The sequence below is a fragment of the Paenibacillus sp. EB106-05-06-XG162 genome (assembly GCF_058791655.1).
The window spans coordinates 58,366-72,531 of the sequence record NZ_JBYTDT010000016.1 but is presented as its reverse complement, the minus strand read 5'-3'; the positions used below and the strand labels follow the sequence as shown (position 1 = coordinate 72,531).

Genomic DNA, 14,166 nt, shown 5'->3' with positions numbered 1-14,166 from the left:
TCGTTCGGGGGGAATGGCTATATGTTCAAAATCATGCTCATTGACGATGATGTACCGATGTTAAAGGTTCTTCAGCAGATGATGGATTGGGAGCAGCTGTCGCTCTCCATAATCGGAAGCGCTTACTCGAGTGTGAAGGCGCTGCAGATGTTCAAGGAACTGCTGCCGGATATCGTCATTACGGATATCGGTATGCCACAAATGGACGGTCTGCAATTAAGCGCCGAATTCAAGAAAATTAAGCCAAGTGTCCGCATTATTTTCCTGACTTGCCATGAAGACTTCCATTATGCGAAGAAGGCGCTTGCGATGAATGCGGACGACTATTTGATCAAAGATGAGCTCACGGCGATGCAGCTCGAGAAGAGCCTCATGAATTCGATTCAATCCATCCAGTCAACCGTTACGATGTCGGAGCAAATCTCCTATCGGGAGCAGTTCGAACGCAATATTGACTTGTTCAAGCAATCGTTCTATCAGCGGCTGCTTGCAGGTAACCCAGCACATTTACTCTTGCAATATGCGAAGCAACTAGAGATTCGCTGGGAATATCCGATGTTCATGATCGCATCAGGTACGATTTCCTTGGCGGGGACATTGCAGAAATATTCGTATCATGACATCTCGACGCTTCGTTACGGGATCTATAATATCGCGCAGGAGTTATCCAGGGCCTATGATGGCATCACGGTTTTTGCTGATCAAGGCGAATGGGCGATTGTCCTCAATTATCGGCAAAGTCTGGCGTTTAATGCACAGCAATACCTACATCGCTATTTGCAGATGCTGGAGGAGAATTGTGAGCAATATTTGAAGGTAAAGCTGCGCTTTGTGCTGTTCACGAACAAGCTGGAGATCGAGCAATTAGGCGGGACGCTTCGTCAGATGCAGAAAGAGAAGTATTATGCGTATTATGCGGATGAGCCAATCATGACGCGGGAAGCCGCGAAGCTGAAGCCGAAGTACGGCGATTCGAAGATTCTGCTGCAGCAAGAGCGGAATGAATTGATCCACACGGTTCAAGCACAGCAGACGGAGCAGACGATTGCCTCCCTGGATAAGCTGTTCCAGAAGGCAAGAGCAGACCAGCTTGATCCGATTGAATTGATTCAGGATTGCTCTCGCACCATGCGATTGATCGAGATGCAATCGTCGAAGTCGACCATTGATGAACGCTATTATGCCTGTCTGGATGCCACCATGCATGTCGAGGATACGAAGATGCTAATGGCTATGAAGCTGTATACGCTGCTCGGGAATACGAGAGCACAGACCAGCTCCAAAGCCAAAGATATGAAGCTGCAAGAGATTGATCAATATTTGCTGGCCCATCTTTCCGAAAACGTGACCTCCGTGGATGTAGCACAGTATTTATATTTGAATCCGAGCTATTTCTCCAGATATTTCAAACGTCTGACCGATGAGAATTTCACGGATTATGTCCATCGTTTTAAGATGAAAGCAGCCATGCGAATGTTGGAATATCCGGATGAGACGATCGAAATGATCTCGCTTAAGCTGGGATATTCGGACCGAACTTATTTTACCAAAGTGTTCAAGAAATATATTGAGATGACACCAGGGGAGTACAAATCTAAAATGAGCAGCGGCCTATAGCGTCGTGCAGTTCAGGAAAGAGGCGACAAGATGAGTGCAGGGGAAACGGTTCATCTGAATCGAATGCAAGCAGAAGTTGAAGGGCTAGAGGTGGTTCGAGCGTCCTTGGCAGCGGGAGACGAAGCAGCCGCCTATGCGGCGCTGCATCGCCATTATCTCGACCGCAGCGAACCGAAGCTGTATTGGGAAGAGTCCGATCTGGCGCAGCTGAAGCAATACGTGCTAGAGCAGTGTCCACACGAGCTACAGCTTATTAAGAAGACAGCCGACGAGGTGGCTGCGAATACGTTCGTCTTTCAATTCCCGTGGGATATGGAACGGACAAACATCCCGGTTACCTTCGATGGGGCGATCGATTGGAATCATATTCCGGCGGAAGATCCGGAATGGACCTATATGCTGAACCGGCATCGGTATTGGATTGCGCTTGGCCAAGCGTATGTCTTGACGGGGGATGAGACTTATGCGAAGACGTTCTGCCAGCAATTAGAGGATTGGATTGATCGGAATCCTGTTCCTGCGAAGGGAGCGCCGTCGGGGCTCACTTGGCGTTCGATAGAAGCCGGCCTACGCTGCGAGAATTGGATCAAGACGTTTGCTTATATGAAGCGGAGTCCGCATTTTACACCAGCATTGCTCGCCAAGATGTTAACTTCTCTGTACGAACATGCGGAGTACATCGTAGCCACGCCTTGCGAAGGGGCGAAACGGATTAGTAATTGGAGTGTGCTCGAGAACCACGGGTTGTTCGAAGTGTCGCTCTTTATGAGGGAGTGGAAATCAGCTGGGGTCTGGCAGGAGATCAGCGAGAAACGTCTGAAGGAGACTACGAGGCTGCAAGTGCTGAAGGATGGTCTGCATTGGGAGCAATCGCCGATGTATCATAATGAAGTGCTGCATTGTTACCTCGATTATTGCCTTCTCTCGCGAAATAACGGCCTGACGCCAGAATCTGTCATCGAAGATACGGTACGGAAGATGGCCTATGCGGATCTCTATATCGCGAAGCCGAATCATCATCAGCCGCTCCAAGGCGATAGCGACGATAATGATCTGCGAGATTTTATCTCGGCAGGGGCGTTGTATTTTGAAGACGAGACGTTAAAATATGGCGGGTTTGCGCGGCTTGATTTCGAGAATGCATGGACTTTCGGCTGGGATGGCGTTCTGAAATATGATCAATTAGGAACGGCTGCTCCTGATGTGACCTCGGTTGCTTTTCGGAATACTGGGAACTATGTGATGCGTTCGGGTTGGGGAGAGCAGGATAGGTATGGTTACTTCCACTGCGGATTTATGGGCGGCGGTCACGGCCATGCGGATATGCTCCATTTTGATATTCACGCCTATGGCAGAGATTTATTGACCGATGCAGGGCGTTATAATTACGGGGATCATACGGCGTTGCGGCGAATCTTGAAGCAATGCGATTCGCATAACACGACGACGGTGGACGGCATTGATTTCTCGGAATACCACAGTTCCTGGTCGTATGGACGAATCGCGGAGCCTGTGGGCGTACAATGGATCACGGAGCCGACATTCGATTATGTGGAAGGCAGTCATACAGGCTATCGCTATCTGGCAGACCCAGTCTACCCATTGCGCCGAATTGTGTTCGTGAAGCCGGGGTATTGGGTGCTCGCAGATAGCTTCGATTGCAAGGAAGAGCATACGTTCGAACAGCATTTTCATTTCTTGCCGGGTGAAGTGGTCTTTGATGATTCGAATAAGGTCTGCTGCACGGTATCGCCTGATGAGGCGAATCTTCGCATTATTCCCGTTCATCCGGAGCGTCTAACAGGCAGTGTGCGTGATAGTGTAATCTCAAGAGAATACAACGTCGTCGAGGACAATCTGGCCGTTACGTATCAGAGCCGCGCGACAGGGTTCACTTCGATGATTCACGTCTTGTTCCCGCAGCCGGCTGGCTCACTGGATGCACCTGAAGTTGAAGCGGTGCATGTCTACAATTATTTAGGTCATATTGTTGCGGAGCGAGAAGCCGAAGCGGTTCGGCTGACGTTTGGAGAACATTCGGTGTTCGCGGGCGAGGAGCATATTCTCCTAATCTGCCATAAGGTGCCGGGCTATCATATCGATTCGTACGTGGTTGAAGGGACGCAAGTGTTCGGCGAAGTGGTGTTGATCAGACGGAAACAGGGGCAAGAAGAAGTCATTGTTATCAAATAAAAGGTACATACCAACGCGACGGGGTGATGAGAAAATGTGGCAAACGGCGATTGAAGCAGCGATGAAGACAATTCGGCAAAATATTGAGCAGCATCCAGGATTATTTCCCCATATTACAGAGAATCAGCGGTACGATTGGGGCGGAAATGGCGATTGGATCGAAGGATTCTATACAGGCCTGATGTGGCTTGCTTATGAATATAGCGGGGATGCGTTTTTCAAGAAATCGGCTTCGGATTTGTTAAGCAATTTCGAGGATCGACTCGTTCGTCATCATGGGCTGGATCATCATGATATCGGATTCTTGTATTCGTTGTCAGCCGTGGCAGAGTGGCAGATTACCGGGAACCCACAGGCGAAGGAGCTCGCACTGCAAGCGGCGGATAAGCTGCTAGCGCGTTATCGTCCTAATTTCGGTGCAATTCAAGCTTGGGGACTCGAAGGCGATCCGGAGAACGGCGGACGCATTATTATTGATTGCTTGCTGAACCTACCGCTACTCTATTGGGCGTATGAACAGACGGAGGATCGTCGCTATTACGAGATCGCTGTGAAGCATGCGAATAAGAGTCTGCGATTCCTCGTGCGGGGGGATGGCTCGTCGTATCATACGTTCTATTTCGACCAAGAGAACGGTAATGCGCTTCGCGGCGGTACGCATCAAGGATATCAGGACGGATCGACATGGACGCGCGGGCAATCATGGGGCGTGTACGGGTTCGCACTCAGCTATCGGTATACGAAAGATCCGATGTATCTCGATGCTTCTAAACGGCTGGCAAAATACTTTATCGCGCATCTGCCAGAAGATCATGTGGCGTATTGGGATTTCGATGTACAGGTGGAAGCAGGTACCCCGCGTGACAGCTCAGCATCGGCGATAACGGCGTGCGGCATTCTGGAGCTGCTCGAATGGATGGAGCCGAATGATCCAGACCGTGATTTGTTCCAGACGGCGCTCGATAACATGATGCGATCGCTTGTCGCGAATTATTCAACCAAGGATCTGCCTGGAGCCGAAGGATTAATTCAGCATGGTTCTTATCATGTTCGGGGCAATCGCGGCCCGGATGATTATATGATCTGGGGCGACTATTATTATCTCGAGGCGCTCGTGCGGATGGAGAAAGGGATTAAAGCGTACTGGTAGAAGCATAATAATCGCATAGACCGAAATGAAGAGCGCCCTAGGGAGTAATAGACTCCTTAGGGCGCTCTATTCATGTTCCGCGATTAGCGAATGGTTAGACGGCCATCCGAATGACCCACGATCAACTGGCTCGTCAAGCCGACGAACAATCCGTTCTCGACGACACCTGGAATGAGATTTAATTGCGTGTGGAGTGTTACAGGATCCGTGATGGAACCGAATCGGCAATCTGCAATCAGGTTGCCGTTGTCCGTGATGAAATTCACTCCGTCCTTCTGGCGGATCGTAAGCTCGCAGCCTAGGGATTGCAGCTTGCGAACGGTTAATTCATGCGCGAAGGGCACGATCTCGACAGGGAGCGGGAAGGCGCCGAGCGTGTCGACAACCTTGGACTCATCCACGATGACGATGAAGCGTCGGCTGTTCGCGGCGAGCAGCTTCTCACGGAGGAGCGCGCCGCCGCCGCCTTTGGTCAGCTGCAGGTTCGCATCCACCTCATCGGCCCCATCAATAGTAAGGTCGATCGTCTCCACATCGGCAAAAGGGATAACAGGGATGCCCAGCTCGTTCGCTAAATTTTCGGAAATCGTTGAGCTGGCGACAGCTTGAATGTTCAGTCCATCGCGCACACGCTCGCCGATTTTTTGAATAGCCCAGTACGCTGTGGAGCCAGTACCTAGACCAACAATCATGCCGTCCTCAATGGACTCGACAGCTTTTTCTGCTGCAATTTGTTTAGGGTTTATGCTCATGTAGGATCACCTCGGTATGTAATCCTCTAAGTATACAACGTCACGGTGTTATTATACAAAATCGATGCGGCTTCTGCGGTAGATATCGACTTCAAGTCCGCAATCGCCTGGATTACATCAAGCACCATCTTCGGGTGTGTCTGCTGCCCCTCGAAGGGACCTTCGAACGGCCAAGGACCATCGGTCTCGACCATCAGTTGTTCGATGGGGTATGCGCGCACCAAATCTTGAATTTCGGATTCGTAGAGCACATCCGGCGTAATTGAGATGAAGTAACCATTTCGAATCATTCGCTCAACCGTATGCGGCGCTCCCTTGAACCAATGGAAATGCGCACGTGTCACGCGATGCTTCTCTAGCAAATCGCAAGCGAGGTCCGCATCTTCATAGACGGCATGCAGCACGATCGGACGGTCCAGTTCGCGCGCCAATTCCACGAATCGATCAAGAAGTGCAATATAACCTTCCAGCGCAAATGGTTGTCCCGTTGCTTCCGCTTCTTGACGGTTGTAGTAAGGCAGGCCGACTTCGCCGATGGCGAATCGCTCGTCCGTATGCGCCCGAATCCATTGGAAGAGCAGCGCCTCATCTTCTGCCGAAGGGAGCGACTGCTCGGGATGGAACCCATAGGCTGGAATGACTTGATCCGGGTATGCCTGCGCTAGTGCATGCGTTGCTTGGCAGGAGTCATATCGCATGGATACAGCCACAACTTGCCCCACACCTGCTGCAGCCGCTTCGGACAACAGCTTCTGTTGATCCTCCGGTGTATATTGATCGAGATGAATATGCGCATCGATCGCTCGAATCGAATTATCGTGCATGCTGACCACTTCCCGTCTGCAATAATTGATAGATATCCCGCTTCATGCGGATGAAGGGTTCGCAATTGATGATCGCTTCGTCTCTCGGGCGTTCGAAGGGCACTTGGAACTCCGCGATCGTCTGCGCCGGCGCAGCGGACAATACATAGATGCGATCGGATAAGAAGATCGCTTCTTCAATGCTGTGCGTGACGAGCAGCACGGAGCGGCGATGCTCTTCCCAGATGCTGAGCAGCCATTGCTGCATCTGCAGGCGGGTGAGTGCGTCCAGTGCGCCGAACGGCTCATCGAGGCAGATCAGCTCCTGTGGGCTCAGCATGGCGCGCACGAAGGAGGCGCGCTGCTGCATGCCGCCGGAGAGCACCTGAGGATACTGGTCCTCGTATCCTCCAAGCCCTGCGCGCGCGAGCCACGTCCGGGCGAGCTCGCGCCGCTCTTCACGCGAAGCGGCAGAGCGGGTGCCCCCCGCACCGCCGCCGCGCCCCTTGGCGTTCGATTCTGCGATATCGAGCGCCATGAGCACATTCTGTTCCAGCGTGTACCAAGGGAACAGCGCAGGCTGCTGCGGCATATAGCTGATGAGGCCTTTGCTGCCGGTAACATTGCGGCCGTCCATCCGAATCTCGCCGCTGTCCGGCTGGAGCAGTCCGCCAATGAGCTGGAGCAGGGTGCTCTTGCCGCTGCCGGAAGGGCCAATAATCGAGACGAATTCGCCCGGATGCACGGCGAGGGACAAGTTCTTCAACACGGTATGCCGCTGCCGATCTCGCTCGAACGATTTATCGATTTGAGACACTTCAAGCTTAGGGCTTTCTTGCGTTCTATCCAATGCTGTCGTGTTCATCACCATCACCGACCTCCATTCTTGATATTCCAGCGAACCGCCCACTTCGCGAGCAATGCGAAGATGCCGAATAATCCTAAGCTCACGGCAACGATGACGACGATCGTTGCGAATACTTGCGCCGTCATGAAGCCATTCGCCGATAATTTGATATACGTACCGAGCCCTTCCTTGGCCCCGAGCCATTCCGCCGCGACGGCGGTAATGACGCTATAGGATGCTGCGAGCTTCATCCCGGAGAAGAGATACGGCAGCGCATTCGGCAGCTCGAGCTTCCATAGCATTTGCCGCTTCGTCGCGCCGATCATTTGCATATAATTCAAGTATTGCGGATCCGGCTGCGAGAGTCCGGTTAAGGTCGAGACCACGACAGGAAAGAAGCAAACAAGCATAATGAGAACGACCTTCGGCGCAATCCCATAACCCAGCCAGATGATGAGCAGCGGGCCGGTAGCGACGATCGGAACATTTTGCGTCAAGATAAGCAGGGGGTAAATCCCTGATCTGAGGAACGGAATGACATGCAGCAGCACAGCCAGCACGATCCCAAGCCCAATGCCACTTCCCAATCCGAGCAGCGTAATGCGAATGGTCGATGCCGCATGCATCCATAGCCGCGCGCGCACATCCGCTTGGGTGAATACTTCCAAGATCCTTAGCGGGCTCGGGAGAAGAAATTCTTCAATATGTCCCCAAGTCACCGCGAGCTGCCAGATCACAAGAAAAGAGAAGAGGACGGCCACAGGCGGCCATCCTACTTGGAACCAACGTTTTTTCATCATTTTCTACAACATCCTTAATCGAGGATGTTCAAAAAGCCGACTTTTTGAACTCTCACTTAATCGTATTTTTCCGTTAACTTATCCATGGAAGCGCCATGGGTTGGATTATAGAAAATTTTGACCTGCGAGATCACGGCTGGACAACCATCGTCGATCATCGCTTCGTTCATGACTTTCACAATATCGAGCAGCTCGCTGAGCTCGCCTTCCATCGTCGTCTCAAGCGGTGCGACGCGGTATTTCACGCCGGAATTATTGATGACTGCAATAGCGCGATCCACATAAGGGATGACATCCTCGTAGTTTAATGTTTTCGGGATAATTTGAATACTCAGTAGTGCGTTCGCCATGCTCCATTCCTCACTCTCTTCTTATTGTTTCGGTAAAAAATCATTCGTAAACGCTTTGTCCGGATCAAATGTGCCTGTCAACAATTTGTGTTCTGTCATCCAATCCGCATAGTTGACCCACACGTCACGCTTCTGTACGCCCCAAGCCGGTGCATCGTCTTGATAACGCGGGCTGAGCCATTTTTGACTTGCTTTTACAAGATCGGCGTTCAAATCTGGCTCTGCCTTAATGAGAATATCTGCTGCCTCATCCGGTTTCTGTATCGCAAATTCATATCCTTCTGCTGCACCCTTCACGAAGGCGCGAACGAGGTCAGGCTTTTCGGCAATCATTTTCTCGCTCGTAGCAAGAACCGGTGTATAGTAATCCAATTTCGAGCTGTAGTCCTTCAAATAAATCATGTTCATCGGCTCTTTGCGCAGTTCGGCTTCCACACCCGTCCACGCATAGTAGATCCATGCAAAGTCGATGTTGCTCTTCGTCGCTGTGAAATAATCCGCGCTGCCGATACTCACATTGTTGACCTTCTTCACATCCGCTTTCTCGGTCTCCATCAAGGATTGCAGCATGGCTTCTTCATTCGGGGATCCCCAGCCGCCGTAGGTTTTGCCTTCAAAATCTTTTGGCGACTTAATGTTCTTGTCTACAGGGGATGCGAATCCTGAAGTATTGTGCTGAATGATCGCCGCTAGCGAGACGATCGGCACGTTCTGCGTACGTCCGAGTGTAATGTTTTCCTGGTAGCTAACCCCGAATTCGGCGTTTCCCGCTGCGACCATCATATCTGCGCCGCCTTCACCTGGTTGAACGATTTCGACATCCAAGCCTTGTTCTTTGAAAAATCCTTTATCTCTCGCGACATATAGCCCGGTATGATTCGTGTTCGGCGTCCAGTCGAGCACGACTTTGACCTTCGTTAGTTCTTTCGGTGCTTCCTGCTGCTGAGCTGCCTCACCGCTCTGTTCTGCAGTTTTGGTTGGTTCTTCTGTTTTGCCGCCGCATCCTGCGATGACGATGAATAGTGTGAGACAGATGAGCCATAGTGATTTTTTCATGGTGACAGTTCTCCCCTTTTTTCATTTTCTGTAATTCGACTGACAAATAAAAAAACGCCCCCAACCGGAGGCGTTAGCATAAGCGAATATCACAGAAAATAAGCTTCGTTCCTACGCTGGCATTATCCAGATCAGGTATAAGGGTCAGTGTCATATGGGACACAATCTCAGCCGGCCATTCCAGCACCCCTGGGGGTATTCAATTCATCAGGCGTCCTCATTATATCAAAAATATAAGAGAATGCATAACAAAATTTAAGTATTAACCTAAGTAGTCAAAAAGTTTAAATCACTTGTCCCAAGTAGGCGTCTAGTTGTGGTTTGCTCGGCATGTAGTGAATGGAGCGTAAGTATCGAATCGTACGCGTCTCGGCACGCATCACAATAGAATGTGTCTCGGCTTGATCGCCTGCGAGGAACTTCACACCGCCGACGAAATCACCTTGCGTGATTCCTGTTGCCGCGAAGATGACATCGCCTTTACCTACCATTCGTTCCATCGTCAGCACTTCGTGCGGATTCATAATATTCATCGCGTAGCAGCGATTTAGTTCTTCTTCGTTCATCGGCATCAATCTGCCTTGAATCTCACCTCGAAGGCAAGTCAGGGCTGCTGCTGCCAGTACGCCTTCCGGCGCACCTCCAGATCCGATATAGAGATCGACCCCTGACTCTGGAAAAGAAGGTGCCATTGCACCTGCGACATCGCCTGCATTGAGCAATCGAATGCGAACGCCAGCGTCGCGTAGAATACGAAGCTGCTTGGCATGACGCTCGCGGTCCAGAATAGAGACCGTCAGCTCCGAACGTTTCTTGCCAAGGCCAAAAGCGGCTTTCTGCAGCGTCAGTTCGAGCGGATCGTCAAGGCTCAATAAGCCGGCAAGCGCAGGCCCGCAGGCCAGCTTCTCCATATACATATCCGGCGCATGAAGGAGCTGTCCGCGTTCGGCGATCGCCATGACAGCCAACGCTCCGTTCAAGCCTTTCGCGACGAGCTCCGTACCTTCAACGGGATCCACCGCGATGTCGATCGCTTCGCCTTCGCCATTACCGACCTCTTCTCCAATATATAGCATCGGCGCTTCATCCATCTCGCCTTCGCCGATGACGACTTTCCCGTGAATCGGTACATTTTTGAACATGCTCCGCATGGCTGTTGTCGCCGCATCGTCTGCTTCATTTTTCATGCCTCTACCGGTCCATTGTGCAGCCGCGATGGCTGCCGCTTCCGTTACTCGCACCATTTCCAGTGATAATAGTCTTTGCATTATAGGGCCTCCATCTCTATTTATGATGTATTATTGGGCTTTACATTCTCTATTTATTATGACACAATAAATCATATGATGTACACCTTATTTTTGCAACAACTATTATCTATCCACATAAAAAGAGCGTAATAAGTACAATATAAGCCACATACACTTTTCAGTAGCAGATGAACTATACGTTCTGATTCCTTAAGATTGTTACATCATATATACCGGACTTATTTCATAATGAAGAGGGGATGAAACAACATGAATGAAGCGATGAATGAGTTAAGATGGGGCGTTGTGCTCTGCTCGCGTTGTAACAGCATTATTGATATGGTAGAGACGGAGAAACCGTCCGTTTATTATAGTCAGTGTAGAAGCGGTCAATGTTCTGCTGAATCTGGCGTCGTGAGGGAAGATTCCTCCGATCCTTATAGTGGCTAAGGACATGGACGAATAGGTGCAGATACGATATGATGAGGATAATTGTAAGATGAACCGATATCAGTAAGAATTAAGGAGTGAAGGGTCATACAGCTATCGTCGCGGCAATATGAAATTCTACAACTAGTACAAGATCATGCTCCGATTACCGGGGAACAGATTGCTGAACAGCTTGGAGTCAGTCGGCCAACCATTCGTTCGGATTTATCGATTCTCGTCATGCTCGGTCATTTGGATGCGAAGCCGAAGGTCGGATATTTCCTCGGCAAGCAGAATCGTCAAGAAAACCTAGTCTCGCCAGATGTCCTGGTGAGAGATGTGCAGATGCCGCCGATTATCGTGCGTGAGAACGCCACGGTAAGCGATGCGGCTGTTGCGCTGTTCCTAGGCAATACCGGCGTACTCATCGTGACGGACGAAGAAGGGGTGCTGCTCGGTGTTATCTCCAGTAAGGATCTGCTCAAGGTGACGATCGGCAATCCAAGTGCGGCAACCCTGCCTGTTGGCGTCGTCATGACGCGGATGCCGAATATCGTGACGGCCTCCCCAGAGGATCATTTACTGGATGTTGCCCGGAAAATGGATGATCATCATATCAGCACCTTACCTGTCGTTATTCCGTATGGAGAGAGCAAATCGCCAGAGAGATGGGAAGTCGTCGGACGCATTTCGAAGACGACCGTGAATAAAGTTATATTAAAACTTGCAAAATGAATGGGTTTCATCAAGTTACCTTATGATCACGAACCGAAAGTCGTATTGACTTGAGCCATATTGGAAAAAGGGGAGAAGGATGAATGGGGCAGGAGTCACAGCAGATGATCACCATATGCTCGGACTCCGTCGGTGAGACGGCGGAGAGTGTCGTTCGAGCGACAATGAAGCAATTTGCCGGACAAGACGTACAGTTGCGTCGAATCGGGCAAATTAAGTATGAAGATGATATACGCGCCATTATGGAAGAAGTCAGTCGGATCGGCGGTTTTGTTGCGTACACGCTCGTTCAGCCTGAACTGAGGGAAATGATGCGATCCGAAGCCATCCGACTCGGGATTCGCGCTGTCGATATTATGGGTCCGATGATGCAAGCCTATATTGATACATTCCATGATGCGCCGAGCCGTAAGCCGGGATTGTTGCATCAGCTGGATGAACATTATTTCCGCCGCATGGAAGCGATTGAATATTCGGTGCAATATGATCATAGTCAGGATGTGAAGACGCTGCCTGAAGCGGACATCGTACTGCTCGGCGTATCGCGTACCTCCAAGACACCGCTCAGCATTTTCCTCGGCCATAAAGGCTACAAGACAGCGAATGTGCTCGTCGTACCGGAGATGAAGCCGCCGAAGGAACTGTTCCAGCTCACGAATCAACGCGTTGTCCTGCTCACGATGGACCCGGAGCAGATGCTCAAAATTCGGACCGAACGATTGAAGACACTCGGTCTCCCTGCAGGCGCAAGCTATACGACACGGGAACGCATTCAAGAGGAGCTTGATTGTGCGTATGCGCTCGCCGAGCAGCTGCAGTGTCAGGTCATCGATGTGACGGATAAAGCGATTGAGGAGACGGCGGGACTTATACTAGGGAATATATAAAAGATGCCAGACCTGTGAGGGTCTGGTTTTTTTGATGTTCGAATGTGGGGGATGATGAAATAAAAGGAGTTTACAGGTGGGTCTTATTCCGATCGCCTCTTGTTCGCCCATTGCTTTGATTGGATTGGAAGGGGGCAATGGGCTGCCAAATGCCGAACGTAAACTTCTCCATAAGCTCCCACCTTCCAACTCTAATATTTCATCCGTTTGGCGAACGAACAAAACAAAAGAAGCCAGTCCCTCAAGGCTCTGGCTTCTTTTTGTGGAGGGGCGGCAGAGAGGATGGAGCTGGCGCTAGGGCGGCGCACTTGCTCCTGCTTAAGCTCTGAAGACGAGAGAATGCCGAACTGGGATTCGCGCATTCTCTTCACTCAATAAGAGCGAGACGGCCTGTTCGCCAATGCTCGTCATATGATAATTCACGCTCGGGAAGCCTAGGATTTCACTTAATGGCGTATTCTCCTCGCCAATGATCTCGAAATCTCGAGGATAGCTGTAGCCGTGTGATTGCGCTGCAGCAATAATGCCAGCGGCGACCTCATCGCCATTGGTGAAGATCGCGTCTGGGATGATCGGCTTCTGGAACATGACCTCGCCAGCGCGTTTCCCTTCTTGATAGTTGAAGCATTGGTCGAAGAATTGATTTTCATAATCCGCGGAGATGATTTCTTGATACGCCTGAATGCGTAATCGGGTGCTTGGACTCGATTGAACATCTCTCCCCGAAGTGAAATGGATATGCTCATAGCCTTTGTTCTTCAAATGGTTGAACACTTCAATATACGCAGCATATCGATCTGGGTACACAGACGGAATATGCGGGACAGGACAAGCCTCGCAGCATACGATTTTGCCCCATTCGGACAAGGTTTGAATTTGTTCATGATGTAGGGTATGCGACGTGAGCAGAATGCCATCGATCGTCTTCTTTTTCAATAGTGTAAGATAGCTGCTCTCAATGACGTTCTCATAATACGAAGGCAGCAAGAGGACTTGGTAATGTAGTTCATGGGCTTTTCTCAGTATGCCGTTAATGAGTTCATCGAAGCAAGAGTTATTGTTATTCGGCACAATGACGCCAATGGTATTCGTCTTTCCGCGGCTGAGCTTTACCGCATTGCCATTCACCGAATAATTCAGTTCCTTCATGACGGCCATAACCTTTTCTTGCTTGTCCTTAGCAACATAAGGATGATCATTGAGAACGCGGGATACGGTTGCAATGGAGACACCCGCCATCCTAGCGACATCTTTAATATTCGCCATAAAGGCTCTCCCCCTTTTCTGCACATTCGGA

Annotated in this window: 14 protein-coding genes and 1 riboswitch; of the genes, 6 read left to right on the top strand and 8 right to left on the bottom strand. The window is 50.5% G+C overall.

Annotated elements, in window-relative coordinates:
• The first annotated feature begins 21 nt into the window (after positions 1-21).
• From AC3WU2_RS25035 to AC3WU2_RS25025, 3 genes are read left to right on the top strand one after another with little or no spacing between them, the layout of a single operon-like run.
• Positions 22-1,617, top strand: a complete 1,596-nt coding sequence (locus tag AC3WU2_RS25035) for a response regulator transcription factor (RefSeq protein WP_492457706.1) — start codon at positions 22-24, stop codon at positions 1,615-1,617.
• A gap of 30 nt (positions 1,618-1,647) precedes the next feature.
• Entirely contained in the window at positions 1,648-3,810 is a 2,163-nt protein-coding gene (locus tag AC3WU2_RS25030) for an alginate lyase family protein (RefSeq protein ID WP_492457705.1), read from the top strand.
• Between the two features lie 34 nt (positions 3,811-3,844).
• Positions 3,845-4,960 carry a glycoside hydrolase family 88 protein gene (locus AC3WU2_RS25025; RefSeq protein WP_492457704.1) on the top strand — a complete coding sequence of 372 codons (1,116 nt, stop codon included), beginning with the start codon at positions 3,845-3,847 and terminating at the stop codon, positions 4,958-4,960.
• 83 nt (positions 4,961-5,043) lie between these two features.
• Here AC3WU2_RS25025 and rpiA read toward each other — a convergent pair whose 3' ends face one another.
• From rpiA to glpX, 7 genes are all read right to left on the bottom strand, one after another.
• Positions 5,044-5,706: a ribose-5-phosphate isomerase RpiA gene (rpiA, locus tag AC3WU2_RS25020; RefSeq protein ID WP_492457761.1), complete on the bottom strand. Its 663-nt coding sequence runs from the start codon at positions 5,704-5,706 to the stop codon at positions 5,044-5,046.
• A 32-nt stretch (positions 5,707-5,738) separates the two neighbouring features.
• Positions 5,739-6,536, bottom strand: coding sequence for a TatD family hydrolase (locus AC3WU2_RS25015; protein WP_492457703.1), 798 nt, complete (start codon positions 6,534-6,536; stop codon positions 5,739-5,741).
• Positions 6,526-7,386, bottom strand: a complete 861-nt coding sequence (locus AC3WU2_RS25010) for an ABC transporter ATP-binding protein (protein WP_492457702.1) — start codon at positions 7,384-7,386, stop codon at positions 6,526-6,528. Before AC3WU2_RS25010 ends, AC3WU2_RS25015 begins: the two co-directional genes overlap by 11 nt.
• The gene (locus AC3WU2_RS25005; RefSeq protein WP_314591676.1) at positions 7,386-8,162 is read right to left on the bottom strand and encodes an ABC transporter permease; all 777 of its coding nucleotides are present in this window, start codon (positions 8,160-8,162) and stop codon (positions 7,386-7,388) included. The genes AC3WU2_RS25010 and AC3WU2_RS25005 overlap by 1 nt, the downstream gene beginning before the upstream one ends.
• Before the next feature lie 56 nt (positions 8,163-8,218).
• Positions 8,219-8,512, bottom strand: a complete 294-nt coding sequence (locus AC3WU2_RS25000; RefSeq protein ID WP_314591673.1) for a thiamine-binding protein — start codon at positions 8,510-8,512, stop codon at positions 8,219-8,221.
• A gap of 21 nt (positions 8,513-8,533) precedes the next feature.
• Positions 8,534-9,568 carry an ABC transporter substrate-binding protein gene (locus AC3WU2_RS24995; RefSeq protein ID WP_492457701.1) on the bottom strand — a complete coding sequence of 345 codons (1,035 nt, stop codon included), beginning with the start codon at positions 9,566-9,568 and terminating at the stop codon, positions 8,534-8,536.
• 91 nt (positions 9,569-9,659) lie between these two features.
• A riboswitch (TPP riboswitch) is annotated at positions 9,660-9,769 on the bottom strand.
• 83 nt (positions 9,770-9,852) lie between these two features.
• A complete protein-coding gene (glpX, locus tag AC3WU2_RS24990; protein WP_492457700.1) occupies positions 9,853-10,836 on the bottom strand; it encodes a class II fructose-bisphosphatase in 984 nt (327 codons plus the stop codon).
• Positions 10,837-11,088: 252 nt separating this feature from the next.
• On the opposite strand from glpX, the gene AC3WU2_RS24985 reads away from it, so the two are divergent.
• The 3 genes from AC3WU2_RS24985 to AC3WU2_RS24975 all read left to right on the top strand — a co-directional run bounded on the left by AC3WU2_RS24985 (position 11,089) and on the right by AC3WU2_RS24975 (position 12,869).
• Positions 11,089-11,268: a GapA-binding peptide SR1P gene (locus tag AC3WU2_RS24985; protein WP_018759245.1), complete on the top strand. Its 180-nt coding sequence runs from the start codon at positions 11,089-11,091 to the stop codon at positions 11,266-11,268.
• Positions 11,269-11,355: 87 nt separating this feature from the next.
• Positions 11,356-11,982 carry a CBS domain-containing protein gene (locus AC3WU2_RS24980; protein ID WP_492457760.1) on the top strand — a complete coding sequence of 209 codons (627 nt, stop codon included), beginning with the start codon at positions 11,356-11,358 and terminating at the stop codon, positions 11,980-11,982.
• Between the two features lie 83 nt (positions 11,983-12,065).
• Positions 12,066-12,869: a pyruvate, water dikinase regulatory protein gene (locus AC3WU2_RS24975; RefSeq protein ID WP_492457699.1), complete on the top strand. Its 804-nt coding sequence runs from the start codon at positions 12,066-12,068 to the stop codon at positions 12,867-12,869.
• 318 nt (positions 12,870-13,187) lie between these two features.
• Here AC3WU2_RS24975 and AC3WU2_RS24970 read toward each other — a convergent pair whose 3' ends face one another.
• Complete coding sequence (locus AC3WU2_RS24970; protein ID WP_492457698.1) at positions 13,188-14,135, bottom strand: LacI family DNA-binding transcriptional regulator; 948 nt, start codon at positions 14,133-14,135, stop codon at positions 13,188-13,190.
• Between the last annotated feature and the right edge of the window lie 31 nt (positions 14,136-14,166).